General features: G+C 72.6%; 28 protein-coding genes. 8 read left to right on the top strand and 20 right to left on the bottom strand.

What is annotated here, in order from left to right:
- Positions 1-3 precede the first annotated feature (3 nt).
- Both BJ983_RS20355 and BJ983_RS20360 read right to left on the bottom strand, forming a co-directional pair.
- Positions 4-327 carry a DUF3040 domain-containing protein gene (locus BJ983_RS20355; protein ID WP_179795479.1) on the bottom strand — a complete coding sequence of 108 codons (324 nt, stop codon included), beginning with the start codon at positions 325-327 and terminating at the stop codon, positions 4-6.
- Positions 328-386: 59 nt separating this feature from the next.
- Positions 387-809 carry a YybH family protein gene (locus BJ983_RS20360; protein WP_179795480.1) on the bottom strand — a complete coding sequence of 141 codons (423 nt, stop codon included), beginning with the start codon at positions 807-809 and terminating at the stop codon, positions 387-389.
- Between the two features lie 87 nt (positions 810-896).
- Between BJ983_RS20360 and BJ983_RS20365 the strand changes: the two genes are divergently transcribed.
- The 3 genes from BJ983_RS20365 to BJ983_RS20375 all read left to right on the top strand — a co-directional run bounded on the left by BJ983_RS20365 (position 897) and on the right by BJ983_RS20375 (position 2,744).
- Positions 897-1,259: a YciI family protein gene (locus BJ983_RS20365; protein WP_218891364.1), complete on the top strand. Its 363-nt coding sequence runs from the start codon at positions 897-899 to the stop codon at positions 1,257-1,259.
- Positions 1,256-2,464, top strand: a complete 1,209-nt coding sequence (locus tag BJ983_RS20370; RefSeq protein WP_179795482.1) for a DUF6596 domain-containing protein — start codon at positions 1,256-1,258, stop codon at positions 2,462-2,464. Before BJ983_RS20365 ends, BJ983_RS20370 begins: the two co-directional genes overlap by 4 nt.
- 94 nt (positions 2,465-2,558) lie before the next feature.
- Positions 2,559-2,744 (top strand): DUF1707 SHOCT-like domain-containing protein, encoded by a 186-nt coding sequence (locus BJ983_RS20375; protein ID WP_218890380.1) that lies wholly within the window; start codon positions 2,559-2,561, stop codon positions 2,742-2,744.
- On the opposite strand, the gene BJ983_RS20380 is transcribed toward BJ983_RS20375, so the two are convergent.
- The 3 genes from BJ983_RS20380 to BJ983_RS20390 form a co-directional block, all read right to left on the bottom strand.
- Positions 2,732-3,685 (bottom strand): slipin family protein, encoded by a 954-nt coding sequence (locus tag BJ983_RS20380; RefSeq protein ID WP_179795484.1) that lies wholly within the window; start codon positions 3,683-3,685, stop codon positions 2,732-2,734. The genes BJ983_RS20375 and BJ983_RS20380 overlap by 13 nt on opposite strands.
- 65 nt (positions 3,686-3,750) lie before the next feature.
- Positions 3,751-4,134, bottom strand: a complete 384-nt coding sequence (locus BJ983_RS20385; RefSeq protein ID WP_179795485.1) for a hypothetical protein — start codon at positions 4,132-4,134, stop codon at positions 3,751-3,753.
- A 113-nt stretch (positions 4,135-4,247) separates the two neighbouring features.
- On the bottom strand, positions 4,248-4,427 hold the full coding sequence (locus BJ983_RS20390; RefSeq protein WP_179795486.1) for a PspC domain-containing protein: 180 nt from the start codon (positions 4,425-4,427) through the stop codon (positions 4,248-4,250).
- 166 nt (positions 4,428-4,593) lie between these two features.
- On the opposite strand from BJ983_RS20390, the gene BJ983_RS20395 reads away from it, so the two are divergent.
- A complete protein-coding gene (locus BJ983_RS20395) occupies positions 4,594-5,547 on the top strand; it encodes an IclR family transcriptional regulator domain-containing protein (protein ID WP_179795487.1) in 954 nt (317 codons plus the stop codon).
- Here BJ983_RS20395 and BJ983_RS20400 read toward each other — a convergent pair.
- The 15 genes from BJ983_RS20400 to dinB all read right to left on the bottom strand — a co-directional run bounded on the left by BJ983_RS20400 (position 5,528) and on the right by dinB (position 21,907).
- Entirely contained in the window at positions 5,528-7,333 is a 1,806-nt protein-coding gene (locus BJ983_RS20400) for a sigma-54-dependent Fis family transcriptional regulator (RefSeq protein ID WP_179795488.1), read from the bottom strand. The genes BJ983_RS20395 and BJ983_RS20400 overlap by 20 nt on opposite strands.
- A 129-nt stretch (positions 7,334-7,462) precedes the next feature.
- Complete coding sequence (locus BJ983_RS20405; RefSeq protein ID WP_246325624.1) at positions 7,463-8,674, bottom strand: Nramp family divalent metal transporter; 1,212 nt, start codon at positions 8,672-8,674, stop codon at positions 7,463-7,465.
- Positions 8,674-9,189 (bottom strand): bifunctional nuclease domain-containing protein, encoded by a 516-nt coding sequence (locus tag BJ983_RS20410; protein WP_179795489.1) that lies wholly within the window; start codon positions 9,187-9,189, stop codon positions 8,674-8,676. Before BJ983_RS20410 ends, BJ983_RS20405 begins: the two co-directional genes overlap by 1 nt.
- A gap of 3 nt (positions 9,190-9,192) precedes the next feature.
- The gene (locus tag BJ983_RS20415) at positions 9,193-9,486 is read right to left on the bottom strand and encodes a hypothetical protein (protein ID WP_179795490.1); all 294 of its coding nucleotides are present in this window, start codon (positions 9,484-9,486) and stop codon (positions 9,193-9,195) included.
- Positions 9,483-10,121 (bottom strand): hypothetical protein, encoded by a 639-nt coding sequence (locus BJ983_RS20420; protein ID WP_179795491.1) that lies wholly within the window; start codon positions 10,119-10,121, stop codon positions 9,483-9,485. Before BJ983_RS20420 ends, BJ983_RS20415 begins: the two co-directional genes overlap by 4 nt.
- A 103-nt stretch (positions 10,122-10,224) precedes the next feature.
- On the bottom strand, positions 10,225-10,962 hold the full coding sequence (locus tag BJ983_RS20425; RefSeq protein WP_179795492.1) for an iron-sulfur cluster assembly protein: 738 nt from the start codon (positions 10,960-10,962) through the stop codon (positions 10,225-10,227).
- Positions 10,959-12,002, bottom strand: coding sequence for an amidohydrolase family protein (locus BJ983_RS20430; RefSeq protein ID WP_179795493.1), 1,044 nt, complete (start codon positions 12,000-12,002; stop codon positions 10,959-10,961). Before BJ983_RS20430 ends, BJ983_RS20425 begins: the two co-directional genes overlap by 4 nt.
- A 44-nt stretch (positions 12,003-12,046) precedes the next feature.
- A complete protein-coding gene (locus tag BJ983_RS20435; RefSeq protein WP_179795494.1) occupies positions 12,047-13,075 on the bottom strand; it encodes an alcohol dehydrogenase catalytic domain-containing protein in 1,029 nt (342 codons plus the stop codon).
- 41 nt (positions 13,076-13,116) lie between these two features.
- A complete protein-coding gene (groL, locus tag BJ983_RS20440; protein WP_179795495.1) occupies positions 13,117-14,802 on the bottom strand; it encodes a chaperonin GroEL in 1,686 nt (561 codons plus the stop codon).
- A 123-nt stretch (positions 14,803-14,925) separates the two neighbouring features.
- Positions 14,926-15,306 (bottom strand): propane 2-monooxygenase effector subunit MimD, encoded by a 381-nt coding sequence (mimD, locus tag BJ983_RS20445; RefSeq protein ID WP_179795496.1) that lies wholly within the window; start codon positions 15,304-15,306, stop codon positions 14,926-14,928.
- Entirely contained in the window at positions 15,303-16,487 is a 1,185-nt protein-coding gene (locus BJ983_RS20450) for a ferritin family protein (protein WP_179795497.1), read from the bottom strand. Before BJ983_RS20450 ends, mimD begins: the two co-directional genes overlap by 4 nt.
- Positions 16,488-16,495: 8 nt before the next feature.
- Entirely contained in the window at positions 16,496-17,542 is a 1,047-nt protein-coding gene (locus BJ983_RS20455; RefSeq protein ID WP_179795498.1) for an NADH:ubiquinone reductase (Na(+)-transporting) subunit F, read from the bottom strand.
- 160 nt (positions 17,543-17,702) lie between these two features.
- The gene (locus BJ983_RS20460) at positions 17,703-19,355 is read right to left on the bottom strand and encodes a ferritin family protein (protein WP_179795499.1); all 1,653 of its coding nucleotides are present in this window, start codon (positions 19,353-19,355) and stop codon (positions 17,703-17,705) included.
- A gap of 75 nt (positions 19,356-19,430) precedes the next feature.
- Positions 19,431-20,336: an IclR family transcriptional regulator gene (locus tag BJ983_RS20465; protein WP_179795500.1), complete on the bottom strand. Its 906-nt coding sequence runs from the start codon at positions 20,334-20,336 to the stop codon at positions 19,431-19,433.
- Between the two features lie 350 nt (positions 20,337-20,686).
- The gene (dinB, locus tag BJ983_RS20470; RefSeq protein WP_179798062.1) at positions 20,687-21,907 is read right to left on the bottom strand and encodes a DNA polymerase IV; all 1,221 of its coding nucleotides are present in this window, start codon (positions 21,905-21,907) and stop codon (positions 20,687-20,689) included.
- A 101-nt stretch (positions 21,908-22,008) separates the two neighbouring features.
- Between dinB and BJ983_RS20475 the strand changes: the two genes are divergently transcribed.
- The 4 genes from BJ983_RS20475 to BJ983_RS20490 are packed head-to-tail and all read left to right on the top strand — an operon-like array spanning position 22,009 to position 25,871.
- On the top strand, positions 22,009-22,539 hold the full coding sequence (locus BJ983_RS20475; protein WP_179795501.1) for a DUF2505 family protein: 531 nt from the start codon (positions 22,009-22,011) through the stop codon (positions 22,537-22,539).
- Positions 22,539-23,654 (top strand): nuclease-related domain-containing protein, encoded by a 1,116-nt coding sequence (locus tag BJ983_RS20480; protein ID WP_179795502.1) that lies wholly within the window; start codon positions 22,539-22,541, stop codon positions 23,652-23,654. The genes BJ983_RS20475 and BJ983_RS20480 overlap by 1 nt, the downstream gene beginning before the upstream one ends.
- Positions 23,651-24,712 carry a spore photoproduct lyase family protein gene (locus BJ983_RS20485; RefSeq protein WP_179795503.1) on the top strand — a complete coding sequence of 354 codons (1,062 nt, stop codon included), beginning with the start codon at positions 23,651-23,653 and terminating at the stop codon, positions 24,710-24,712. The genes BJ983_RS20480 and BJ983_RS20485 overlap by 4 nt, the downstream gene beginning before the upstream one ends.
- Positions 24,702-25,871 (top strand): MFS transporter, encoded by a 1,170-nt coding sequence (locus tag BJ983_RS20490; protein WP_179795504.1) that lies wholly within the window; start codon positions 24,702-24,704, stop codon positions 25,869-25,871. The genes BJ983_RS20485 and BJ983_RS20490 overlap by 11 nt, the downstream gene beginning before the upstream one ends.
- Positions 25,872-25,966: the final 95 nt, after the last annotated feature.

The following is a 25,966-nucleotide window of genomic DNA, read 5'->3' on the forward strand; positions in this document are numbered from 1 at the left end:
CGGTCAGCGCGTCCGACCGGAGTCCGGGTCGACGTGGCCCTGGCGCATCGCCCACACCACGAGTCCGGTGGGCACGACGACGAGCAGCGCCACCGCCGCGACGGCCAGGACGTAGGCGGACGGGAGCACGAGCGGCGCGACCGCCACGGCGGTCACGCCCGCGAGCGCCAGCCCCGCCGTCCGCCGCGGCCGGCGCCGGGCGGGCGGCACCCCGTCCGAGAGCGCCTCGGCGAAGCGCGCGTCGGTGCGGTGCTCGTGGTCCGAGATGGACGCGAGGACGGCCTGCTCCTCGCCGGTGAGCGGCGTGGGGTCGGACGGGGTGTGCATGGCGCGCTCCGGGACGTCGTTGTCCTCCTGATCGACCCACTGTGCACGCGTCGTGCCCCTCACACAACGGCACCGGGCGCCAGCTCCACCGCCGCCCGGAACGAGCCGTCCATGTGGAAGGGCACCGACTCGTGCCGGTGCACCACGAGCCACCGCCCGTCGAGGCGTCGCAGCCCGATCGTCGACCGGAACCAGAGGGTGAACTCCCCGCCCTTGTCCCCGGTCATCGAGGTGAGCGCGTGGACGAGGGCGACGTCGCCGTCCGCGTGCACGACGGGGTCGTGGTGGGCCAGCACGGGCGGCGCGCCGAACGACGCGATCCAGTCGGCCAGCTCGGCGACCCCGGTGTGCTGCACGAGCGGCGGGGCGAGGTCGAAGACGACGGCGTCGGGCGCGGCGGTGGCCATCGCCCGCTCGGCGTCGCCGGCGGCGATCGCGGCGTGCTGCTCGGTCAGGACGGCGAGAATCTCGTGGGTGCTCATGCCCTCGTGTCGAGACCGGCCCCCGCGGCCTCGACACCGGGGCGGAAGCGATCCGGAGGACCGGGAGGACCCGTCGTCGTGAAGTTCATGATCCTGCTGCACTCGAACCCGCACTTCGCGCAGCGCTGGGAGGCCCTCACCCCCGAGCAGCGGGCGCGGTTCGGCGTCGACCACCTGGCGCTGACCCGCGAGCTGGCCGGCTCGGGTGAGCTCGTCGTCTCCGAGGGACTGGCCGACCCCGCCCTCGCCCGGTGGGTGTCGACGGCGGACGGGAGCCCCGTGGTGGCCGACGCGCCCTTCGCGGAGACCAAGGAGCACCTCGCGGGCTTCTACCTGGTCGACGTGGCGGACGCCGCGCGTGCCGAGGAGATCGCGGCGCGGGTGCCGGACGCGGTGTGGGGCCTGGTCGAGGTCCGTCCGGTGCTGGACATGAGCGGGTGGGACATGTGATCGAGGCGCTCCGCGAGGCCGCACCGGTCGCCCTCGCCGTGCTCGTGCGGCGGCACCGGGACTTCGACGCCTGCGAGGACGCGCTGCAGGAGGCGTTGCTCGCGGCGTCGCGGATCTGGGCGGCCGACGGGGTGCCGGACAACCCGACCGGGTGGCTGGTCACCACCGCCACCCGACGACTGGTGGAGGGCGTCCGGCGGGACACCGCCCGTCGTCGTCGGGAGGAGGCCGACGCCCGGCGCGCGTCGGAGGGCGCGGTCGGCGCGACCGACGACACGCTCGCCCTGCTGCTGCTCTGCTGTCATCCCGCGCTGCGCGTGCCGAGCCAGGTGGCGCTCACCCTGCGGGCCGTCGGCGGACTGACCACCGCCGAGATCGCCCGCGGCCTGCTGCTGCCCGAGCCCACCGTCGCCCAGCGGATCAGCCGCGCCAAGGCGAGGCTCACCGAGCTCGGGCGGGCGTTCGAGGTCCCCGACGCCGGGCAGCGCCGCGACCGGCTCCCGGCCGTGCTCGCCGTGCTGTCGGTCGTGTTCACCGAGGGCCACACCGCCTCCGCCGGCGAGACGTTGCAGCGCACCGACCTGGCCGACGAGGCGATCCGGCTCGCCCGCGTGCTGGCCGCCGCACTGGAGGGGGCCCCGGAACACGGGGAGGCGGCGGGGCTGCTCGCGCTGATGCTGCTCACCGACGCCCGGCGCGCGGCCCGCACCGGTCCCGACGGCGGGCTCGTCCCGCTGGCCGAGCAGGACCGGACCCGGTGGGACCCGGCGCGGATGGCGGAGGGCACGGCGCTGGTCACGGCGGTCCTGCGCGACGGGGTGCCGGGGCCGTACACGGTGCAGGCGGCGATCGCCGCCGTGCACGCGGAGGCCGGCCGGGCGCAGGACACCGACTGGCCGCAGGTCCTCGCCCTGTACGACACCCTCGTCGGGCTGTGGCCGGACCCGATGGCCCGCCTCGGTCGGCTGGTGGCGCTGGGCGAGGTGCACGGCCCCGCGGCGGCCCTCGCGGAGCTCGACGCCCTGGACGAGCCGGGACTGCGCGGCCACCACCGGGTGGCCGCCGTCCGTGCCCACCTCGCCGAGGCGGCCGGGCGGCCCGACGAGGCGGTGGCGGCCTACCGGGAGGCGGCCCGGCGCACCGCGTCGGCGCCGGAGCGGGCCTACCTGCTCGACCGGGCCTCGCGGGTCGGCGGGACCGGGTGATCACCGGGCCCTGATGGGGCTCGAGGACCGACCGCGGGCCCCGTGCGGGTCCGTTGATCACCCGACGCCGGTGCGCCCCGGCAGAATGGGAGCCATGGCCGACGGGGTGCGCGCGTCCGACGTCGAGCGGAACCTGACCGTGGAACGGCTCGACCGGGCGATGGAGCACGGGCGGCTCACGGTGGCCGAGTACGACGAACGGGTCGTCGCGGCGTACGCCGCGACGACCCGTGGTGAGCTCACCGCTCTGACGAAGGACCTACCCGGTCACCTCTGGTGAGCCGCGCCGTTCGGCACCGGCTCGGGCTCCGCGGTGCGGGTCCCCTCCTGCTCGCGCGCGGCCTCGAGCGAGGTGGGCACGGGCCCGATCGCGGTGCGTGCCGCGGCGGCGACGTCCTCCAGCGCGCTCGACCCGCCGTCGGGACGGGCGTCCCGCTCGGCCGCGTGCCGCGCGACGGCCTCCTCCGAGGGGCCGCGGTCGAGGAAGCGCAGCAGCTCCACCGGCAGCGGCATGACCAGCGTCGAGTTCTTGTCCGACGCGACGTCGGTGACCGTCTGCAGGAGCCGCAGCTGCAGCGCACCGGGCGCCGAGCTCATCCGCTCCGAGGCCTGCGTCAGCTTCTCCGAGGCCTCCAGCTCGCCCTCCGCACTGATGACGCGGGCACGGCGGTCCCGCTCGGCCTCCGCCTGCCGCGACATCGACCGGCGCATGCCCTCCGGCAGGGCGATGTCCTTGATCTCGACCCGGTCGATGCTCACGCCCCAGTCCTCGGTGGGAGCGTCGATCACGGCCCGCAGCTCGGCGTTGATCTGCTCGCGGTCGGCGAGCAGCGTGTCGAGGTCGGCCCGGCCGATCACCGAGCGCATCGAGGTCTGCGCGACCTGCGACGTGGCCCGCAGGTAGTCGTCGACGTTCACCACGGCCCGCACCGGGTCGGTCACCTTGAAGTAGACGACCGCGTCGACGCCGATGGTCACGTTGTCGCGGGTGATCGCGTTCTGCGACGGCACGTCGAGCACCGTGGTCTGCACCGGCACCTTCGTCATGCGGTCGACGAACGGGACGATCACCCGCAGCCCCGGCTCGCGGACCGTCGACTGCAGCCGACCGAAGCGCAGCACTACGCCGCGCTGGTACTGCTGCACGGCGTGCACGGCGGCGCCACCGGTCGTCAGCACGACCAGTGCCACCACCACCAACAGGACGACCAGGAACTCCATGGACGTCTCCTCTCCTCGAACCGCCGCCGGTGGACACCCGGCGGCGCAGTCTCACGCCGCCGGTGTCAGGGCCGGTCGGGCCGCGGCGCGGGCGGCTCCAGGCCGCCCTGGCGCAGGGCCCTCGTCACCACGTAGACCGGCCCGACCAGCAGCACCACGGTGAGCACGAGCGCGACCGTCCAGGCGACCGGGAGGACGAGCGCCAGGATCACGCCGACCACCGCCAGCTGCACCACGAGGTCGCGGCGCCGGCCCCGCGCGACGGTCGCCTCGCGGGCCTCCGCCCACGCCGCCCCGGCCGGACCGGAGGGCCCGGGGCGGGCGGGTGCGTTCATCCGGAGCACGTAGCCCGGGTCGGCGGCGTTCTCGTGGGCCGCGAGCTCGTCGAGGACCCGCCGTTGTTCCTCGGACAGGCCGGTGGGGTCGGGAACGGGTGCAGCGGCGCTCACGGGAACCTCCCCGGGGTCGGACGACGACACCCTCCACATTCCGGACGAAACCGGCACGGAAGCTGGTCACAGCCTGATGATCGGCTGAGAATCCGACGCGGCGCCGGAGCCGGTCAGCGCCGCGGCATGATCACCCACAGTGCGAGGTAGATGAGCACCTGCGGCCCCGGCAGCAGGCAGGACAGCACGAACAGCAGGCGCACGACGTTCGCGGAGACGCCGAAGCGCGCCCCGAGGCCGGCGCACACGCCGCCGATCCAGGCGCCCTCGCGGGGTCGGGTCATGACGGCCATGGTGATTCCTCTCGATCGGGGTGGGATGCGTTCCCCACGCTCGTCCAACGTGCGGGGGGCCGCCTCCGTGCCCGACCCCGGGATCACTCGGGGTCGGCCCTGAGACACCCACCGTGTCCCGAACTGAGACAGGCGCCCCGCGGCCGCGTCCCTAGTGTCGAGCGCTGTGAGCGGGGACACGTCGGGTGCACGGTCGTTGAAGACGGCGGCGATGGTCCTGCGGGCGCTGCGGCTGCTCGGGGACCATCCCGAGGGCCTGTCCGCGGCCGAGATCGGGGAACGACTCGGGAAGAGTCCGGCGACCGCCCGCTACATGGTCAACACACTCTGCGAGGCGGGGTTCGCACGCCGGGACGACTCGGGGCGCTGTCGCCTGGGCACGGCGCCGCCGTGGGGGGCGTGGGTCCCCCCGGAGCAGCCCGCCGCCCCGAGCGACCTCGGGCCCGGCGACCCGGCCCCGGGTGCGGTGCTGGCCGAGGCCGTCACCGAGCTCTACCGCCGGACCCGGCAGCGGGCCTACCTGGTCCGCCGCACCGGCACCCTGGTCGCGAGCGTCTCCGACGTGCGTGGACACCAGGGCCTCGCCCGGCTCCCCGGCCTCGACACCCACGTGCCGCCGGAGCGCGCCCACGGTCTGGCCTTCACCAAGGTGCTCCTCGCCGCGTCCCCGACTTACCGCGAGGCCGTCGCCACCGAGCCCCTCGCCGCCCTCACCCCGGCCACCGTGACCTGCCCGGTGCGTCTGGGCGCCGAGCTCGACGCCGTGGCCCGGCAGGGCTGGGCGCGCGACGAGGAGGAGTACGCGCGCGGATTCGGCACGCTCGCCGCGCCGATCACCTCGCCGTCGGGCACCTCGACGGTGGCCCTCGGCCTGTCCTGCTCGTCCCGACGGCTGGTGGCGCACGCCGACGAGCTGCTGGCCGACGTGGTCGCCGTCGCCCGGGACGCGGCCCGGCAGTGGGCCACCGGCACGGACCACGACGACCCCGACGACCCCGACGACGGGCCCGGGGAGGCCCCCGGCGTCGTCGCCCCGCCCGCCCGTCCCGCGGGCGGCCGGGGACCGACCCGGCCGGTCCGCCGCCGGGGCGGGCGCGGGGTCAGCGCCCGACGTCGGTGATGCCGAAGGCGCGCAGCCGGCGGTAGAGCGTCGCCCGACCCATCCCGAGGGCCGCCGCGGCCTGCACCCGGTTGCCGCGGGCCTCGATGAGCGCCGCGACGATGAGGTCCCGCTCGGCGGTCTCCAGCGGCGTCAGCCGACGGCGGGTGCCGTGCACCGCGACCTCCGCCGGGAGGTCGCCCGCCTCGATGTCACCCGCCGGACGCGCGGCCAGCGCCCGGCGCAGGACGTCCGAGAGCTGCGCGACGTTGCCCGGCCACCGGGCCCCGCCGAGCAGGGCGAGCGCCTCCGGGGTGCACCGCACCCGTCGTCCGGGGGCGAGCCGGGCGAGGAGGGACTCCACCAGCGGGGCGACGTCCTCGGGGCGCCGCCGCAACGGTTCCACCACGACCGACCCCTCGAACCCGCCGAGCACGGCCTGCACCGGTCGGCCGGAGGGGACGGCGTCCCCGGTGACGAGTCCGACCACCCACACGTCCGACGGCACGTCCGCGAGCAGCTCGGACAGGGCGTCCGCGCCGTTCTCGTCGAGGCTCTGCGCCCGCCGGACCACCACGGTCGCGGGCTCGCCGAGGTCGTCGGTCGTCGCCGCGATGTCCTCGGCGGCATCCGGGCCGTCCCCGTCGACCACCACCAGGCGGGCGGCCGGCCGGATCTCGCGGTGGGCCGCCCGCACCGCGGCGAGCTTCCCGACCCCGGTCTCGCCGAGCACCAGCGTGCTGCGCACCGCGGTCGCGGAGGTCCGCAGGGCGGCGCTCGTGGAGCGCCACGAGCGGGTGGTCCCGGCCAGCCCGGCGAGCGGCCGCTCCCGGTGCGTCGACGGCCCCGGCAGGGTCGACGTCGTGGACGTGCGCGGGAGGGTGGCGCCGCCGTTCGTGGCGAGGCGCAGCGTGCTCGTGCTGTGCAGCACCTCGACCACCACGCCGGCCGGCCGGTCGGCCGGTGCGGGGGTGATGACCAGGCGGACCGGCCCGTCGTCGAGCAGGGCCCGCTCCTCGTTCGGACCGAGCCGCCGGTACTCCGCCGCGAAGCGGGCGATGAGGTCCCGGTCGGCCACCGAGAGCGAGTCGTCGGCCGCGCGGTTGGCGATGACGAAGTCGTCGGCGAGCGCGATCACCGGGCCCCGCACGCGCGCGCACGCCGCCCGGAAGGCGGCCATCACCGCCCGGGACCCGGCTCCGCCCCGTTCCCGCAGGACCTCCTCGATGTCCCGGGCGGCCTGCTGGGCGAGGAAGCGCATGAGGTCGTTGGCCTCGGCGGCCAGGCAGGTGACGTCGAGGATGCCCGCGAGTCCGCCCTCGGGACGGTGGACCGGGGCGCCCGCACAGGCGAAGGGGCGGAGCAGGTCGGTGTAGTGCTCGGCCCCGATGACCATGGCCGGCCGGTTGCCCTCCAGGGCGGTGCCGACGCCGTTGGTGCCGGCGAACTCCTCGGCGTAGCTGAACCCGGGCGCGAGCGAGATGTCGTCGAGCCGGCGCTGGAGCTCGCCCTCCCCGACCCGGCGGTCGAGGACGTGGCCGTCGGCGTCGGAGAGCACGACGGCGACCGACATGCCGGAGAGCCGTTCGGCGAGGTCGTCGAGGACGGGCCGGGCGCAGTGCACGAGGCTGCCGTCGAAGTCGAGGTCCGGGTCGTAGGGCAGCGACAGTTCCTCGGCGTCGACCCCGGCGCGCAGCGAGCGCTCCCAGGACCGGACGATCTCCGGGCGGAGCCCGGTGTCGAGCGTGCCGTCCCCCAGGAACCGCTCGCGGGCACGGTCGAGGTGGACACCGCCGTGTTCGGTCATCGGCCACCTCGCCCCGCGCAGCACAGCACCGGCGACCGGCCGCCGTCGTTGGATGCGCAACCGGCGATGCTAGAGGTGATCCGGGCCACCGTGAACCGTCCTGGCGTCTCGATCCGAGACACCCGGTGTTCACCCCGCGAAGGTGTCCACGACCAGCACGACGTTGAGCGTGATCACCACGGCGCTGATGAGACCGAGGACGGCCTGCATCGGGCGACCGATCGCCTCGTCGCCGAGCAGCCGCCGGTCCCGCGCCACCCGCAGCAGCGCGTACAGCGCGAACGGGATCCCGAAGCAGAGCACGACCTGGCTCCCGACCAGCGCCGCCGTCGGGCTGACCCCCACGGCGAGGAGCACCAGCGCGGGCAGCATCGTCACGAAGCGGCGCACGAGCAGCGGCAGCCGGACGTCGACGAAGCCCTCCATGACGACCTGGCCCGAGTAGGTGCCGACCGCGGCCGAGGACAGCCCGCTGGCCAGCAGGGTGGCGGCGAACGCGAGGGCGACCGCCCCGCCCGCGAACTGGCCGAGCCCCGCGTGGGCGGCCTCCAACCCGTCGACGCCCGGGGCGGCCGACGTCCCGCTGAACACCCGCGCCGCGATGAGCAGCATCGACAGGTTGACCAGGCTCGCGACCGTCAGGGCCACGACCACCTCGGTGCGCTGGAAGCCGAGGAGCCGGGCGCGGCCCGACCGGCCGACCCCGCGGACCCGGCCCGCGGTCAGGGCGGAGTGGGCGTAGATGGCGTGCGGCATCACGGTGGCGCCGACGATCCCGACGGCGAGCACCAGCTGGGTCGAGTCGGCGAAGCCGGGCACCAGCCCGCCCGCCAGCCCGCCGGGGTCGACCCCCACGGAGAACAGCTGGAACGCCACCCCGGCGACGATGAACGCGAGGAAGGCGATGATCCCGACCTCGAACGGGCGGTGGCCCCGGCGTTGCAGCCCGAGCACCGCGAACGAGATCACGGCGGTGATCAGGCCCGACTCGAGCAGGCCCAACCCGAACAGCAGCTGCAGCCCGACGGCGGCCCCGAGGAACTCGGCCACGTCGGTGGCCATCGCGACGATCTCGGCCTGGAGCCACATGAGGATCCGGGTGGGCCGGCTCATCGTCTCCTTGGCCGCGCGCGGCACGCTGCGCCCGGAGGCGATCCCCACCTTCGCCGCGACGTACTGCACCGGCATCGCCATCAGCCCGGCGCCGACGACCACCCAGGCCAGTGCGTAGCCCGACGTCGCCCCCGCGACCGAGTTCGTCGCCACGTTCCCGGGGTCGACGTACGCGATCGAGGCGATGAACGCGGGGCCCGCGAGGGCCACCCGCGGACGACGGAACATCAGCGGCCGTCGCCGCCGTCGCCATCCTCGGCGCGGAAGTCGTCGGGGGTCACCTGGTCGAGGAACGCGCGCATCTCGTCGACCTCCACGCTCTGGGGATGGGGCTCGTCGCCCTGCAGCTCGCGCCAGGACTGACCGGCCTCCGCCATCACGTGGTCGGCGACCGTGATGGGTAGTGCATCACGGATCGCCACGGCGAGCGCGTCGCTCGGGCGGACCGGGACCTTCGTCCCGTCGTCGAGCCGCAGCTCGGCCCGGAACCGCTCGTCGACCAGGTCGGTGATCTCGGCCCCGGTCAGGAACCGGCCCAGCGCCGCCGCGACGTCGGCCACCACGTCCTGGGTGAGGCGCGCGTCGTCGTCTCGCGTCGGGTGGGGTCCCGCGGCCATGATCTCGGCCTGGGGCCGACGGACCGCCACCACGAGGCAGCGGTCCTCGGCCGCGTCGGCCAGGACCGCCAGCGGCTCGCGGGTCACCCGGTGGACCACCATCGTGACGAGGTGGAGCTCCTCCACGGCTCAGCGCTCGCCGGACGCGGGAGTGCCGTCGCCGCCCGGGACGGGGTCGAACAGGGAGCGGATCTCCGCGAGCCTGTCCTGGATCTGCGTCGCGTCCTGCCCCCGCGCCCACGACGGGTCGCCGGGGACGATGCCCATCGCGCGCAGGAGCTCCGCGGCGGGCTCGGAGGGGTCGCCCACCTCCCCGAGGACGGGGTGCAGACCCTGCCCCGCGAGGTGGTCGAACACCAGGTGCACCACCGACCAGGGGTTGAACTTCTCCTCGCCGGGGGCGCCTGCTCCGGGCGCGCTCACGACCGTCCCTCCGCGTCGTCCTCCGGCCGCGGCGGCGGGGCCCCGTCGCCGGTCACCTCGATCTCGTCGAGCGTCTCCAGCTCCTTCGTCGTGAGCGCCTGCGCGCCCTCGAGGACGGTGGCCTGGTGCTCGGCGATCCGGGCGTCGACCAGCTTCGACAGCGCGAACGCCAGGGCGCCGGTCTGCCGCACGGTCTGCTCGTCGACGGGGTCCTGGCGCGCGGAGGTGATCGCCACGCCGGCGGGGGCCCCGTCGGCGACCGCGACGCCCACCGTGAACGTCTCGCGCGGGTTCGCGGCCGGGTCGGCGAAGTGCTTCTTCAGGCGTCGCAGCATGCGGTGCCAGGCGAGCTTCTCCCCCTTGAGCTCGAGCCCCTCGACGTCGTCCTCGGTGAGGCCCATCCCCCGCTCGCCGCCCGCGAAGCACCGCGAGTAGGAGATCAGGGCCGTGGTCCACAGGGCCTCGGTGAGGACCTCGTCGTGCTGCTTCGCGAGCCCGGGCCGCAGTTCGGCCACGAGACGCTCGCAGCAGAGCAGGACGGTCTGGAGGTCGTCGAAGATGGCGGCGAGGTCGGCGAGAGCGGCGGCCGCGGGCGACCCGATCCGACGGACGGTGCGTGGTGCCACGTCGGTCATGACGCAATCCCTCCTTGACTTCTCGTGGTGGTGGAGGAGGACCGGGCCCGGACGCACGGCACTCCCGCGACCCTTGGTGCGGGAGTGCCGTGCGACCTCCGGTCTAGAGGCCGTAGCGGACCGCGAGCTGACCGCGGCAGATGCTGGTGTTCGCGTCGACGCCGACCTGGTAGCTGCGGGCCTTGCGCAGGTGCAGCGGCAGCGCCTCGACGCCGACAGTGGCACCCGACGGGTCGACGACCAGCGGGTCGGAGTCCTCGGAGGGGATCCCCAGTTCCCGACGACGGGCGCGCAGACGTCGCAGGTCGTCCGAGGACCCGCTGGACTCCACGGCGTCGCCCAGCGTCATCCCGGCGACCTGCTCCGGCGTCGCGCCGGCCCGCATCAGCGGGCGGACGACGAGGTCCGTGCCGGCCATCAACGCCCGCTCGGTGAACGTCCGCCGCAGGTCGTGCAGCTCCGAGACGGCCTCGCCGACCTCGGTGCCGGCCATGGAGGTCACGAACCCGGCCCGGGCGGCCACCCCGGCGTTGATGGCGTCGGAGGCGAAGTGGTCGATGAGCACCACCTCGACGTCGACGAGCCCCTCGACGCCCGACACGGCGTCCCAGGCGTCGGCGACCATGAGGAAGGCGAAGTTCGGGGCGCAGAAGTAGGTGGGCAGGCGCAGCCTCACGTGGGCGACCGGGCCGGAGTCGGCCTCGGCGAGCTCGACCGACGCCACGAAGTCCAGCGAGACGACGTCGGTGTCGAGCTCGGGGTCGCGCACGGTGCGCAGCGCCTCCCACACCCGCCCGACGACCTCCTCGGACGTCGGGCGGGTGAGGAAGGAGATGGTCATGCCTGGGCCACCTCGCGCTCGTCGACGAGCTGGGCGCCCTCACCCGCGGGCAGCTGGAACTCCGCCGGCACGTCGATGCCGTAGAGCTTCGCGGCGTTGAGGCCGAGGATCTTCTTCTTGCCCTCGACGCCCAGGCGCGGGTAGTCGGAGAACTCGTCGGACGGGTAGTCCCAGTCCACGAGGCCCTCGATCTGCCAGCGCGGGGTCCAGATGTTGTAGTCCGAGCCGAAGGTCATCTTGTCCTCGCCGACCCAGAACAGCAGCTCGCCCATGACCTTGGCGAAGAACTTCGGGCGGGCGTGCATGAGGCCGCCGATGACCACCGAGAGGCCGGCGTAGACGTTCGGCTCCTGCGTCGCCATGAAGCAGAAGTCCTCGATCCGCGGCAGACCCACGTGCTCGACGATGAAGTTCAGGCCCTGGAAGTCGGTCGCCGCGTGGTCGACGTCGGAGACGTCGAACGCGTCCTTGTCCAGCGGCCAGATCGTCGGGCCCTTGTGGACGTGGATGTTCTTGACGCCGAGCTCCTGGGCCCGCTCGAGGAAGCGGTAGGCCTCGGGGTCGGTCAGCTTGAAGCCGCGCGAGTCGCCGTTCCACTCCGCGGTGTAGAGCTTCGCGCCGATCGCGTTGAACCGCTTGGTGTTCTCCTCGAACTCGCGCATGCCCTTGTCGCCGTCGCGCGGGTCGAAGCGGGTGTTGACGATGAACTTGTCCGGGTGCTTCTCGAACAGCGACCCGTTGCGCTCGGTCGTGTTGAAGCCGTCCTTGTACCACTCGCGCAGGTAGGTCGACTGGAAGATGGCCTTGTCGACGTACCCCTCCTCGAACACCTCGCGCATCAGCTGGTCCTCGGAGACCCGCTGGAACTCCTCGATCGGCTGGTGCGTCTCGGCCGGGCCGAGGCCCTGGTAGGCGTGGAAGCACTCGATCCAGCCCTTGGCGTACTGCTCCGCGCCCTCCACCCAGTTCTCGGGCGACGCGTCCCAGTAGTGCATGTGGGAGTCGACGATGAAGTACTTCTCGCCGTTCTTCTCGTACATGGAATACCTCTCCGCAGTTCGTGGTGGTTTCTTGCGGCTGCTTGTCAGGGCACGAGGATCGCCCGGCCGCGGACCTTGCCCGCGTCGAGGTCGTGCAGGGCGTCCAGCGCCTGGTCGAGGCGGTACTGGACGGTGTGGAGGGTGACCTTCCCGGCCTGCGCGAGGACCATCAGTTCCGCGAGGTCGTTGTAGGTCCCGACGATGTTGCCGATGACGTTCTTCTCGCCGGCGACGAAATCGAGGGTCGGGGCGGAGAACTGTCCGCCGTAGCCGAGCACGAAGCAGTAACCGGCCGGCCCGGTCATCGCCCAGGCGTCGTGCTCGGCGCCCTGCTCGGCGACGAAGTCGAAGACGACCGTGGCGCCGCCACCGGTGAGGTCCTGGACGGCCTGGACGTGGTTGCCGTCGGCGACCACGGTCTCCTCGGCCCCGATCTGCTTCGCGAGGTCCAGCGCGGCCTGGTTGCGGTCGACCGCGATGATCTTCGTGGCCGTCAGCGCCGCCAGGGCCTGCACGGCGATGTGGCCCAGGCCGCCGACCCCCTGCACCACCGCCGTCGTCCCTGGGTACAGGTACGGCACCGACTTGCGCACCGCGTGGTAGGCGGTGATGCCGGCGTCGGCGAGCGCGGCCACGTCGGCCGGGTTGGTGTCCGGGTTCAGCTTCACGCAGGCCCGGGCGGTGGTGCGCAGGTACTCGGCCATGCCGCCGTCGTTGTTGGACAGGCCGGGGAAGAAGGCGTCGCCGGTGCACTGCATGTCGCGGCCCGCCCGGCAGGCGAGGCACAGCCCGCAGGAGGGCTGCGGGTGCAGGATCACCGTGTCGCCGACCTTGACGTTGGTGACCGCGTCCCCGATCTCGTGCACCCACCCGGCGTTCTCGTGGCCGATGACGTAGGGCAGGTCGGGGTTCTGGATCGCCTCCCAGTCCCCGTTGACGATGTGCAGGTCGGTGCGGCAGACGCCGGCCCCGCCGATCTTGACGATGACGTCGAGCGGGCCCTGGAGCTTCGGCTCGGCGATGTCGTCGATCGACGGATCCTGCTGGTACTGGTGGACGCGGACGGCCTTCACGGGTGCTGCTCCTTCTCGACGTCGGGGGTGGCCGGGTCTGCTCAGCCCACCGAGGGCCCGAGACCCATCGACTGCGGCGTGCTGGCGTCCGGCGAGGGCTGGGGGATGCCTTCGTCGAGGGGGCCGTACTCGGTCATGAGCGCCTTGTTCCAGGGCGTCTGCTCCTCGGCCACCAGGGAGTTCGTGGTGAGGATGAGGCCGGCGACGGACGCACCGTTCTGCAGCGCCGAGCGCACGACCCGCAGCGGGTCGATGACCCCGAGCTCGACCATGTTGCCGAAGCGGCCCTCGAGGGCGTCGAAGCCCTCGTCGGTGCTCATGTCGCGGGTCTGCTTGACCACGTCGTGCCCGTCGTAGCCGGCGTTCGTCGCGATCAGGTACGCGGGCTCGGACAGCGCGGCCCGGACGATGTCCCGCCCGGTGCGGTAGTCCCCGTTGACCTCGACCCCGTCCAGCACGCTCTCGGCGTGCAGCAGGGCCGCCCCGCCGCCGGCCACGATGCCCTCCGCCATGGCGGCACGGGTGGCCTGCAGGGAGTCGTCGACGCGGTGACGGATCTCCTTGAGCTCGGCGTTGGTCGGAGCGCCGACCTCGAGGATCGCGGCCTTGCCCGAGAGGCGGGCGATGCGCGAGGAGAAGAAGTCCTCGTCGGTGCCGATCGTGGCGCGGTCCATCTCGGCGCGCAGCTGCGACACCCGCGTCTCGCGGGCGGCCGGGTCGCCGAGGCCGCCGATGATGACGGTCTGCTCGCTCGTGGCGCGGACCTGCGTGGCGCGGCCGAGGTGCTCGATCCCCATCTGCTCGATGGAGAACGCGGACGCCTTCGACTGGACCTTGCCGCCGCAGAGCGCGGCCATGTCCTCGAGGAGGTGGACGCGCTTCTCGCCGAAGCCGGGCGCCTGGATGCAGGTGACCTTGAGGTGCCCGTTCACGTGGTTGTGCACGAGCATCTGCAGGGCGGAGCCCTCGACCTTCTCGGCGACGATCACCAGGGGGCGCGGCTCGCGCATGATCCGCTCGAGCATCGGCATCAGGGACCGGACGTCGGAGATCTTCTCGGCGCAGAACAGCAGGTACGGGTCGTCGAGGACCGCCAGCATCGAGCCGGGGTCGGTGACGAGGTAGGGCGAGATGTAGCCGTTGTCGAACTCGAAGTCCTCGACGAAGTTCACGTGCAGACCGTGCAGGGGGCCGTCGTCGACGGTGATGACGCCGTCGTCGCCCACGGTGTGCAGGGTCTGGGCCACGACGCGGCCGATCGACTCGTCGTCGTTGGCGGAGATCGACGCGACCCGGGAGAGCGACTCCACGTCGTCCACCGGGTGGGCCACCGTCGCCAGGTGGTCCACGATCTTCTGCACCGCGATGTCCACGCCGCGCTTGACCAGCACCGGGTTGCCGCCCTGGCCGATGGCCTTGAGGCCCTCGCGGACGATCGCCTGGGCGATCACGGTCGCCGTGGTGGTGCCGTCGCCGACCACGTCGTTGGTCTTGACCGCGGCCTCCTTGAGGACCTGCGCGCCCATGTTCTCGAACTGGTCGCGGAGGAAGATCTCGCGGGCGATCGTGACGCCGTCGTTGGTCACCTCGGGCGTGCCGGTGATCTTCTCCAGGATGACGTTGCGGCCCTTGGGCCCGAGCGTCGACTTCACCGCCTCGGCGAGCTGGTCCACCCCCGCCTGCAGTGCCTGGCGGGCGTCGGCTCCGAATCGCAGTTCCTTGGCCATGGCCTCTCTTCTCCTCGGGAATTCGAAGTCGATAACGGTGGTGGTGGTCGTGCCGGAACCGCCGCCCACCCCACCCGCGACGACAGCGGTGGGCGGCGGTCCGACGTCAGGGGACGGGCCGGATCAGGACTTGTTCACCACGGGCGGGAGCATGTCGCCGATGAATTCGGCGGCCTCCTCCATGTTCCCGAACATCACGGTCCGATCGTCCATGTGGACCATCTTCCCGTAGTGGGTGGACATGTTCTCCTCGAACTCGGCGGCGTCGTAGAAGCCTTCCTCCTCGCCGAGCGCCTCGGAGATCTCGTCGTAGACGAAATCCATCCGACCCTTGCAGTCGACCCGGATCATCGCCGGCAGGTGCGTGACCGTCACGTTCTCCTGACGGTCCATCACCTCCGCGACGACCACGCCGATCTGGTTGTTCATCAAGGTGACGCCGGCCATGCCGGACTCGGTCTTGTCCGCCTTGAACGGGCTCTCGGCGGTCTTGAACTGGGTCACTGGGAGAGCTCCTTCGGGACGTCGAGGCCGAGGTCGCCGAGAATGCCTGCGAAGCGGTTCTTGGCGCGGTCGAGGGAATCCTCGAAACGGGGCGGCTTGTTGTCGGGCTGCGACCACAGGGGCGACATCTGCCGGGCAGCCTCGAGGCACTGCGGCACCCACTTCGAGAGCCACTCCCCCATGAGCGCCTTGTTGTGGTCGGCGAACTCCTTGTCCTGCGTGAGCAGCCCGAAGCACGCCTGGCTCCAGCGCAGGTCGCGCTGGGAGTAGTCGTACTCGCCGGCGCCCATGACGGTCGGGGTCACGTAGTCGCCGTTGCCGGGGGCCGCCTGCTGCACGAGGTTCGACCGGAACAGCTCGCCGAGCAGCGGCTCGAAGATGATGTTCGTCGCGAAGATCGTCTCCGCCCAGTCGTCCTCGATCGCGGTGAGCGCCTCACAGACCTTGCGGACGCCCTGCCACTCGGTGTCGTTGTTCCAGGCGTCGACGTGTGCGGTGCCGTCGAAGCCGTCGATCTCCTCGGAGAGCGTGAGGTTGTAGAGCGCGATGTCCTGGGCGAACCGGATCTTGTGCGCGCTGTTCACGGCCATCGCCGTGTTGTGCATGTTCGTGGGGCCGGAGCGGTTGCAGGCGGCGAACACGTACAGCCCGAAGATGTGCTCGATGTGCATCCACGTGCTGACGTGGCGCTCGACGAACTTCACCCAGTTCGGGTTCCACTGCTCGAACGCCTTGGCGTTGCGGGCGTTCTCGACGTTCGCCGTGATCTGCCGCTCGACGTTGGCGTTGTTCCGGAAGATCGTGAGGTCCCACTCCTCGTTGGGATCCCGGAACTCGTGCCAGCCGTGGGCGGGCCAGTCCTGCACCGGCTTGCCGCCGGAGCCGGGGCCACGCTCGGGCTCGGGGTTGTCGACCCCCCACGCCTTGAGCTTGGTCCAGGTCAGCGGGTAGCCCGAGGAGCCGTCCGCGAAGCCGTAGATCCACCCCTGCGACAGGTAGTGCCGCGGGTCGGGCTGGACCTCGACCGTGACGTCCTCGTAGTGGGTCTGCTTGCGCTTGGCCGGCTTGTAGTAGTTGTAGCGCCGCGCCGACGGGCCGGAGTCGGGGAATTCTTTCGCCCCGGCCTCGGCGTCGGTGAACTGCGGCTTCGGTACGCTTCTCTCGGTCTCGGTGCTCGTCATGTGTCGCCCTATTCCTCCGGCTCTCCGGTGGTGGTGAATTTGTCGAAGAAGATGTTGCGCTCGTCGATCCCACGCTGACTCAGGAGTGCGATGGCCGCGTCCACCATGGGTGGTGGGCCGCACACGTAGGCATCCCTTCCCTTCAGATCGGATTCCTCCGCACGGACCGCTTCGGTGACGAAACCGGTCAGTCCGTCCCACCCCTCTCCCTCGTGATCGGAGAGCACGGGGATGTAGCGGAAGCCGGGGAGCTTGGTCTCGAGCTCGCGCAGTTCGTCCTCGAAGCAGAGGTCGTCCTTCGTGCGGGCCCCGTAGTAGAGGACCGTGCGCCGGGTCGTCTCCTTCTCGACGAGGCCGCGGAGCAGGCCGAGCAGCGGCGCCATTCCCGCGCCCCCACCGACGAAGATGATGTCCGAGGTGCGGTTCTCGCGGAGGGTGCAGGTGCCGAACGGCGCCTCGACCTCGAGCTTGTCGCCGGCCTGCACCTCGTTCTTCAGGAACTGCGAGAACAGACCGTCGGGGTAGATCTTGATGACGAACTCGAACACGCCCTCGCGGTTCGGCGTGTTCGCCATCGAGAAGGACCGGCTCTCACCCGACTCCGGGAGGATGAAGTCCATGTACTGACCGGGGAAGAACTTGATGTCGTCCCCGGCGACCTGGCGCACCACGAGGTGGCGCATGTCGTGGGTGACCGGCTCGTTCGAGAGGACCTCGACGGTGCCCCGCCGCACCGGCAGCCCCGAGCGCAGGACCTCCTCGTCGTAGTTGAGCAGTTCGATCGTGAGGTCGTCATAGGCGTGGGCGCGGCACAGGAGCGTCTGGCCGTCCTCCCGCTCCATGTCGGGCAGGGCGAAGGTCGAGTAGCTGTCGAGCTCGATGTCGTCGATCTCGCCCTCGAGGACGAAGGACTTGCACGCGGCGCACTGGCCCTCCTTGCAGCCGTGCATGAGCTGGACGCCCTGTTCGAAGGCGGCGCGCAGGATCGTCTGGTCCTCGTCGACCTCGATCTCGATGCCCACCGGTTCGAACCGAACACGGTGCTTGTCACCCATCGATGAACTCCTGGAAGAGGGGGATTCGGACACAGCTCGGCCGTAGCCGGAATGCGTTTGAGAAAAGAAAACGCCGGGCCGGGATCGACACACGGCACGGCGGGGGACCGCGAGGGGCCGGAAACACCGGCCCCCCGCGGTTTACTGCTGGTCCGTCAGATCAGGACGTCGCGCCGGCCGGACGGCCGGCCGGGCCCTGCGCGTTGTAGTCCGCCACGAAGGCGGACCGCTCCGAGTCGCTCATCTCGTTGAGGATGACGTTCGGGCTGGCCACGTGCGGCATGCGCCGCATGTGGTCGAGCGTCCACATCTTCTTCGGGTCGAGGTCCAGGTGCGGCTGCGCCGTGAGCGTCTTGCCGTCGTCACGCACGAAGCCCATGTCCTGGATGACGTCGGCCCAGTTCCAGCCGTGGTACAGCGTCTCCCACTCGCGGTGGCCGACGAGCTTGCCCATGTTGGGCGTGTCGCGACCCTCGTAGGTGGGACGGAACGCGACGGCGTCGGTCCAGCGGCAGGCCTCGTGGCAGTACGTGCGCCACTGACCGTCCACCTTGTCGACGACCATGTCCTCACGCACCAGGCAGGGGACCATGCAGGTCCAGCAGCGGTGCGGGTACACGTAGTCGACGTCCTCGGCCACGATCGCGTGGTGACCGTTCGGGCGCGACAGGCGGTTGTAGTTCTCCCACCACTTGCCGTACCGGTCGTACCAGCCCGGGTACTTGTACTCGAACCACTCGAAGTCCTCGTCGGTCATGCCGTCGATCCGCCAGTAGTTGGCGACCCAACCGGTGGCGAAGAACTGCGCGACCTCGTGGACGTAGCCCTTGTTCCAGATCTGGTTCCACGACTCCTCGATGAGGTCGTGGGGGATCACCAGGCCGTACTTCTCGAGCGGCAGGAGGTAGGCACGGTAGTAGTCGTCGTAGATCCACCGACGCCACATCTCCGCGTAGGACTCGCGGTCCTTGCGGCGGTCCTTCGTGCCGTACTCGATGAAGGTACCGATCGCGGCGTCCACGACGCGGTGGTTGTTCCACCACGCGTAGCGCAGGTCGCGCTCGAGGAGCTGGCGGTTGTCCTCGTCCGACAGCGCCATGAGCAGCGTGGCGTAGCCGTTCGAGATGTGCCGCGACTCGTCGGACTGGACCGAGTGGAACACCGTCGGCAGCAGGTAGTCGCCGTTGGCGGCCGCCTCACCGGGCATGGCCACGAACAGGGTGTTCGTGAAGGCCGTCTCGGCGACGATCGTCAGGTAGATGCTGGCCGCGGTGATCGCGTCACCGGTGATGAAGCCCTCGGCGAACTGCCGGCCGATGGTGCCGCAGTAGTCCGAGTGGAAGTTGCGGAGCGTGTTGTTGAACCCCGCCGGGTCGATGTAGTTGTTCATGTACAGGCGCTTGAGGTTCTGCTGGATCGTGCTGTGCCGAACCTCGTCGATCATCTGGATCGCCTGGCCGTTGTGCAGCTCCGGGTTCGGAACCGCCTGGAACAGCATCGGCATCGAGCGCGCGGCCGAGATCTCCGGCAGCGGGATGATCGACAGGAAGAGCTTCTGCCACTCCAGCCAGCGCTCCTGCACCTGGCGGAACATGTTGCCGCGGATCGCGCCGTCCGACGCGCCGTACACGCGGCTGTCCTTCTCCTCCTCCATGGGGAAGTAGGAGCGGAGGACCTGCTTCAGCGGGTCCTTCTTGGCAGCCTTCTTGAAGGTGTAGTCCGTGCCGTATTTCATGTACGGCTCGTGGTACTGCGGCTCCCAGGAGAGTTCCTGGATTTTCTGGTGAGCCTTCGCCAAACTCTGACGGCTCATGCTTTCCTCCTCGGAAAGTACGACGGTGGATGTCTCGGGAGTTCCTGCGGTGCGGGCCGCCGCGCGGCCCCGGAGCTACGCCGGCCTCACCCCCTCCTCGTCGTCGTCGATGCGGTCGGCCGCGACCCGGGCCCGCCACTCGCGCATCGCGGTGGCGGCCACCTCCCGGACCGCGGTGGTCAGGGCGTCGCCGTCCTGGGCGAACCGCCGGGCGGGGCTCGAGACCGCGATGCTCGCCGCGACCCGGCCGTCGGGGGCGACGATCGGCGCGCCGACGCAGCAGAAGCCCTCGGCGAACTCCTCGCGGTCGACGGCCACGCCGTCGCGACGCACGCGTGCGAACTCGCGCTCGAGCCCCGGCGTCGTGGTGATGGTGGTGGCGGTGAAGGCCGTCCGGTCGGGCTGCGCGAGGAGCAGTTCCTCGATCTCCGACGACGTCGCGACCAGCGCCTTCGTGACGGCGAGCGCGTGGGCCTGGGCGACCGGGATGCGCTCGCGCAGGTCGGGGATGCGGGCGAGGCCCTGGTGGCCGCGGGCGTCGACGATCACGGTCGCGTCGCCGTCCCAGCGGGCGAGGTAGGAACGCTGCCGCGTGCGCCAGTAGAGCTCGGTCACCGCGTCGGCGAGGCTCTCGGGCAGCTCGTAGCGGCTGACCGGGTCGTCGTGCCGGCGCAGCGGGCGCGGCTCGACGACGTCCGGCGCCTCGATCCCGTCGGTCGCGTCCTCCTCGGCGGCCCCCCACGGGTCGCCCCAGGGCGGGGCGTCGCTCAGGCGGTAGACGCCGGTGTGGCCGTCGCGGCGGGCGTAGCCCTCCTGGCAGAGCGTGTTGAGCAGGTACCGCGCGGTGGCGGAGCTCTTGCCGATCTCGACGGCGAGCCCCTCGGCGGTGACGCCGTCGCGGGCGGCGGCGAGGTAGCGCAGGGACGTCAGGGCCTCGGCGGCGGTCTTGAGGGAACGCCCTCCGGAACGCTGGTCCGACATCACGCCTCCTCTCCGCCGACGGTGCGAGCGGTCCCGGGTCGCGACGACCCGGTCCCCCGACGGGCCCGGTGGTGGTGGTGGGGCCCGTCGCGCCTCGCCGGAGCGGTGCTCCTCGGCGAGACGTGGACCACTGAACGCGGCGGGACGACCTGTGGTCAACATCACCGTTTCGATGTGCAGATGCTGCACACCGCCGTCGAACCCGGTCGAATGACCGTTCGTCGCAGGTCAGAGAGGTATGGACGCCGCCGAAGTGGGTATCACGAGCTGTTGGTGTCTCAGAGGGAGACACCGCGAGGTCGAGATCCACTCGGTTCCGGCGGGGTCCGCGACCCGCCGTCGGGAGCGGATCACTCGTGCTCGGGCAGCACCGGGACCGAGATTCCCGGGTCCCGGCCGAGCTGGGTCGCGCGGCCGACCGCAGCGGCGCCGAAGCGGGCACGGACGGCGTCGAGGGCGGAGTCGAGCGCCGCCGGGTCGCGTTCGGGCCCGGGTCCGGCGAGCGCGGTGTGCGGCTCGTCGCGCTCGTCGAGGGCGAGCTCGAGCTGCTCGCGGCCGTCGCGATCCAGGTTGGCCAGCGAGAGCCCGATCAGCGTGATGCCGCGCTGCAGGATCATCGACATCGACTCCGTGAGCAGCTCGCGGGCGGCCGCGTCGAGCGCGGCCGTGCGGTCGGTCGCGGTGCGCAGCGTGTGCGAGCGCGTGACGCGCGTGAAGTCGCCGAAGCGCAGCCGGAGCACCACGGTGCGGCAGGTGCGGTCGCCCTCGCGCAGGCGGCGGGCGAGCCGGTCGACGATGCCGGCCAGGATCGTGTCCAGCTCCTCGGGGCTGCGGCGCCGGTTGCCGAGCGCGCGCTGGGAGCCGATCGAGCGGCGCGAGACCCCGGGGGTGACCCGCCGCGGGTCGGAGAACGTCGCGAGGGCGTGCAGGTGGTGCCCGGAGGCCGGACCGAGCAGGGAGACCAGCGCGGACTCGCCCAGCGCCGCCACGTCGGCGACGGTGTGGACCCCCAACCCGTGCAGCTTCGCCGCGGTCACCTTCCCCACGCCCCACAGCCGCTCCACCCGCAGCGGGTGCAGGAACTCGCGCTCGGCGTCGGGCTCCACGACGAGCAGGCCGTCGGGCTTGGCGACGCCGCTCGCGACCTTCGCCAGGAACTTCGTGCGCGCCACCCCCACCGTGATCGGCAGCCCGACCTCGGCGAGCACCCGGCCGCGCAACCGCGCGGCGATGTCCCGCGGGGTGCCGACGAGCCGGGCGAGCCCTCCGACCTCGAGGAACGCCTCGTCGACGGAGATACCCTCCACCAACGGCGTGGTGTCGCGGAAGATCGCGAACACGTCCTTCGACGCCGCGGAGTAGGCCTCCATCCGGGGCGGGACGACGATCGCGTCCGGGCACAGCGCCCGGGCCTGCCGGCCGTTCATCGCGGTCCGCACCCCGGCCCGCTTGGCCTCGTAGCTGCAGGCGAGCACCACGCCGCCGCCGACGAGGACGGGCCGACCGCGCAGATCGGGGTCGTCGCGCTGCTCCACCGAGGCGTAGAAGGCGTCGAGGTCGGCGTGCAGGATCGTCGCGGCGGTGGGCGGGCGCCCGGGGCCCGCCGGCCCGCTCCCGACGCGCGCGTCCGACACGAGGTCCAGTGTGCCCCGGCCGGGCACAATGTCCTGATGTGACGACCCGTCTCCAGGCCGGCCGGGAGTACCCCCACCCCGTCGCCGCCTTCGCCCGCGCGCTCGCCGACCCGGACTTCCACCGGGCCCGGCTCGACGCGGGCGGCGGGGGTGAGGTGGAACGCCACGAGATGCACGGGGCACGGTTGGAGGTGGTGGTGCGCCAGCCCGTGCCCACGGGACAGATCCCGCCCGCGATCGGGCGGCTGCTGACCGGTGGGCTGGTGCTGCGGCGCACCGAGCGGTGGACCCTGTCCGACGACCGCTGCCACGGCACCGTCGAGGTGAGCGTGCCGCTGGCCCCGGTCCGCGCCGAGGGGCGGATGTCGGTCGACCCCGTGGGCGCGGCGGCCTGTCTGCTCGACGTGGACGTCGCGGTCACGGTGACGATCCCGTTCGCCGGGGCGCTCGTGGAGGGCACGGTGGTCGACGGCGTCCGACAGCTGACCGGGGTGGAGCACGACAACATCACCCGCTGGCTCGACGGGGCCGGGGCGAGCGGAGCGACGGGGTCGGGGGGCGACTCCTGATGCCGGCCCGGCGCAACCGCCTCGGGCGCGGTGACAAGGTCGTGGTCATCTCCCCCTACGGCAGCCGCCTCGGCGTCTACGACCTGGAGACCGGTGAGGTCACCGACGTACCGCCTGCGTTCCGGGCGACGTTCGTGGCCGAGCTCGACGAGTGGCTGGCCGCGCACGGTCTCGACCCGTTCCCCGGCTTCGGGGAGAACGGCGCCACGACGCGGCCCCCGAGCCGACGGCAGCGGATGCGCGACACGCTGAGCTTCCAGCGACCGCGCGACACCGCGGCGCCGCCGCCACCGGCGGCCCCGCGCGGCCCCGACCCGACCCGTCGTCGGGAACCCGCGGCGTTGGAGGCGGGCGTGCCGACCCCCACCGGCGGCTGGTCGGCCGACTCGGCCGACGGCTACCGCTTCGACGCGTTCGACGACGGCGGGCCGCGTGCCGCCGGTCACCCGCGGCCCGACCGGCGGCCCGGGGACGAGTGGACGGACCTCGCCCGCTACACCCCCGACCACGGCCTCGCCCGGCGGGCCGCCGCGGCCCGACGGGACGGCAGGCGCGAGGAGGACGTGGCCCTGCGGCGGCAGGCGGACGCCCGGCTGGAGGTCGCGCAGTCGTTGAGCCGGGAGCTCGCCGCGCCGGTGTCGAGCCGGATCGGGCGCGTCGCGCGCTGGCGGATGCTGCACGGGATCGACCTCGTGATCGGCCGCGAACCGGTGGTCCTCGACCACCTCGTCATCTGCCCGGGCGGCGTGTTCGTGCTGGAGGACCGGCCGCAGCCCGGGAGCAAGGTGCACGCCTCCACCGACGGGCTCGAGGTCGACGGCCAGCACGTCGACCTGGCGCGCATCCGCACGATCGGCGAGGAGGTGGCGGATCGGCTCGCCGAGGCCATCGCGCTCGCCGCGGGCTTCGAGGAGGTGCTCAACCCGCCGACGGTGACCCCCGTCGTCGTGGTGGTGGGCGCGACGATCGTCAACCACAGCCGCCCCCGCGGGGTGATCGTCACCCGGGCCGGCGACCTGGGACGCGCCCTGCGCAGCCGGGGTGACCGGCTGACCGCGGCCGCCATCGAGGAGACCTACGCGGTGGCGCGGCGCTCGGACACCTGGACCTCGTGACCGTCTCCGACCTCCTCGACGTGCGCACCGTGTGGGCCGAGCCCGCGTCGCTGGTGTCGATGCGCGGCCAGGAGGTGCTCGCGCGGTTCCCCGACGCCGAGATCCGCGAGGTCGCCTCGCACTGGGCGATCCCGGAGCTGCACGGCAACGCGGGGAACGTCTCGCGGTGGGTGCGGGTGAAGGCGGAGAACCTCGTCCTCGGCGAGAAGAAGTCGCTGACGGTGCGGCCCAACGGGCGCTCCGCGGACTTCATCGCGCCGTCCTCGGCCAACGGGTGCGCGATGGCGTGCGCCTACTGCTACGTGCCCCGCCGCAAGGGGTACGCGAACCCGATCACGGTGTTCACCAACGTCGACGACATCCTGCGGGCCGTCACCCGCCACCTCGCCCGCACCGGCCCGAAGCCGGAGCCCAACCAGTGCGGCACCGCATGGGTCTACGACCTCGGGGAGAACTCCGACTGCTCGGTGGACGCGCTGGTCAGCGACGGCGTCGCCGACGCGGTCGCCCACTTCCGCGGCCTCGCCGGGGCCCAGGCCTCGTTCGCCACCAAGTACGTCAACCGCGGCCTGCTCGACCTCGACCCGCAGGGCTCCACCCGGATCCGGTTCTCTCTCATGCCGCCGGAGGACGCGCAGCTGCTGGACCTGCGCACCTCGTCGATCGACGAGCGCATCGGCGCCGTCGACGACTTCCTGACGGCGGGCTACGAGGTCCACCTGAACTTCTCCCCCGTCGTGCTGCGCGAGGGCTGGCAACGCCGCTGGGCGACCCTGCTCGACGAGCTGTCCGACCGGCTCTCGCCCGCCGCGCGCGAGCAGGCGGCGTGCGAGGTCATCCTGCTGACCCACAACGAGGGACTGCACGAGGTCAACCTCGGCTGGCACCCGAAGGCCGAGGACGTGCTCTGGCGGCCCGAGGCGCAGGAGGCCAAGACGTCGCAGAACGGGCAGGACAACGTGCGCTACCGGGTGGACGTCAAGCGCCGCGCCGTGGCCCGGATGCGGGAGCTGATCGGCGTCCACGCCCCGTGGCTCACGGTCCGGTATGCCTTCTGACATCGCCGTCGACCGACGCGCGCGGGGCGCGGTCATGGCGCTGTTCGCGGTCAACGGCGCCACCTACAACTCGCTCGTGCCCCGCTTCCCCGCGCTGCGCGACGGCCTCGGGCTCTCGAACGCCGAGCTCGGGACCGCGATCGCCGCGTTCCCGGCGGCCGCCCTGCTCGTCGGGGTGCTGGCCGGCCCGCTGGTGGCCCGGTTCGGCAGCGGGCGGGTCGCGGCGTCGGTGTCCCTGCTCGGGGCGCTGCTGCTGCCGCTGGTGGCGGTGGCGCCGGGCTGGTGGGCGCTCGCGGCCGCCCTGTTCGTGCTCGGCGTGACCGACGCCTGGACCGACGCCGCGATGAACGCGCAGGGCCTCGTCGTCCAGGAGCGCTACGGCCGCTCGATCATCAACGGCCTGCATGCCACGTGGAGCGTCGCCGCGGTCGGCGCGGGCCTGCTCGGCGCGGGGGCCGCGGGGCTCGGCGTGCCCATCGGGTGGCACCTGGCCGCGGTGTCCGTGGCCCTGCTGGTGACCTCCGCCGTGGCCTGGGTGTTCACGGTGCCGGACCCCGTACACCACACCGAGGAGTCCTCGGCCGGCGTCCGCTCGGTGCTGCGGTCGCGACCCGCCGTGCTCGGGCTGCTCGCGATCGCGGGCCTCATGGTGTGCTCGGGCGCGGTGGAGGACTCGTCGGCCTCGTGGGGCGCGGTGTACCTGCGCGACGACCTCGGAGCGGGCGCCTTCGTCGCCGGCCTGCCCTTCGTCGCCTTCCAGGTCTTCATGACGGCGGGCCGCATCGGCGGCGACCGCGTGGTCGACCGGTTCGGGGCGGTGCGCGTGGCCCGGCTCGGTGCGCTCGTCGCCGCCGTGGCGCTGGCGGTGGCGCTGCTCGTGGCGCACCCCGTCGCGGCGGTGGTCGGCTGGGCCGTCGCCGGGCTGGGCGTGGCGACCCTCTTCCCGCTCGCGTTCGCGGCCGCCGGTGCGGTGCCGGGGGTCCGGCCGGGCGACGGGATCGCCGTCGTGGGGTTCCTCGCCCGGCTCGGCTTCCTCGTGACCCCGCCCGTGATCGGCGCGATCGCGGACGCCTCGACGGTGGGCACGGGACTCCTGCTCGTCCCGGTCGCGGCCCTCGGCGCGGCGGCGCTCGCCCGGTCGTTGCGGCCGGCCCGCTGACCGGCCCCCTCCGCGGCAGCGAAGCGTCGTTGCTGTCATCCAGCGGCAGGATCTCCCCGTTGCTGGTCCAGAGCCCCGACCCGGACGCCGGCCAT

The organism is Actinomycetospora corticicola, assembly GCF_013409505.1.
In the GTDB taxonomy this organism is placed as follows: domain Bacteria; phylum Actinomycetota; class Actinomycetes; order Mycobacteriales; family Pseudonocardiaceae; genus Actinomycetospora; species Actinomycetospora corticicola.

What these genes read in the sequence shown, in the direction of transcription:
- BJ983_RS20460 (WP_179795499.1), bottom strand. Translation starts at nt 19,355, where the DNA reads ATGAGCCGTCAGAGTTTGGCGAAGGCTCACCAGAAAATCCAGGAACTC.
- BJ983_RS20425 (WP_179795492.1), bottom strand. Translation starts at nt 10,962, where the DNA reads ATGACCATCTCCTTCCTCACCCGCCCGACGTCCGAGGAGGTCGTCGGG.
- BJ983_RS20465 (WP_179795500.1), bottom strand. Translation starts at nt 20,336, where the DNA reads ATGTCGGACCAGCGTTCCGGAGGGCGTTCCCTCAAGACCGCCGCCGAG.
- BJ983_RS20450 (WP_179795497.1), bottom strand. Translation starts at nt 16,487, where the DNA reads ATGACGAGCACCGAGACCGAGAGAAGCGTACCGAAGCCGCAGTTCACC.
- BJ983_RS20405 (WP_246325624.1), bottom strand. Translation starts at nt 8,674, where the DNA reads ATGTTCCGTCGTCCGCGGGTGGCCCTCGCGGGCCCCGCGTTCATCGCC.
- BJ983_RS20360 (WP_179795480.1), bottom strand. Translation starts at nt 809, where the DNA reads ATGAGCACCCACGAGATTCTCGCCGTCCTGACCGAGCAGCACGCCGCG.
- BJ983_RS20490 (WP_179795504.1), top strand. Translation starts at nt 24,702, where the DNA reads ATGCCTTCTGACATCGCCGTCGACCGACGCGCGCGGGGCGCGGTCATG.
- BJ983_RS20400 (WP_179795488.1), bottom strand. Translation starts at nt 7,333, where the DNA reads ATGACCGAACACGGCGGTGTCCACCTCGACCGTGCCCGCGAGCGGTTC.
- BJ983_RS20455 (WP_179795498.1), bottom strand. Translation starts at nt 17,542, where the DNA reads ATGGGTGACAAGCACCGTGTTCGGTTCGAACCGGTGGGCATCGAGATC.
- BJ983_RS20430 (WP_179795493.1), bottom strand. Translation starts at nt 12,002, where the DNA reads ATGTACGAGAAGAACGGCGAGAAGTACTTCATCGTCGACTCCCACATG.
- BJ983_RS20375 (WP_218890380.1), top strand. Translation starts at nt 2,559, where the DNA reads ATGGCCGACGGGGTGCGCGCGTCCGACGTCGAGCGGAACCTGACCGTG.
- BJ983_RS20420 (WP_179795491.1), bottom strand. Translation starts at nt 10,121, where the DNA reads ATGACCGACGTGGCACCACGCACCGTCCGTCGGATCGGGTCGCCCGCG.
- BJ983_RS20480 (WP_179795502.1), top strand. Translation starts at nt 22,539, where the DNA reads ATGCCGGCCCGGCGCAACCGCCTCGGGCGCGGTGACAAGGTCGTGGTC.
- BJ983_RS20355 (WP_179795479.1), bottom strand. Translation starts at nt 327, where the DNA reads ATGCACACCCCGTCCGACCCCACGCCGCTCACCGGCGAGGAGCAGGCC.
- BJ983_RS20365 (WP_218891364.1), top strand. Translation starts at nt 897, where the DNA reads ATGATCCTGCTGCACTCGAACCCGCACTTCGCGCAGCGCTGGGAGGCC.
- groL (WP_179795495.1), bottom strand. Translation starts at nt 14,802, where the DNA reads ATGGCCAAGGAACTGCGATTCGGAGCCGACGCCCGCCAGGCACTGCAG.
- BJ983_RS20380 (WP_179795484.1), bottom strand. Translation starts at nt 3,685, where the DNA reads ATGGAGTTCCTGGTCGTCCTGTTGGTGGTGGTGGCACTGGTCGTGCTG.
- BJ983_RS20390 (WP_179795486.1), bottom strand. Translation starts at nt 4,427, where the DNA reads ATGGCCGTCATGACCCGACCCCGCGAGGGCGCCTGGATCGGCGGCGTG.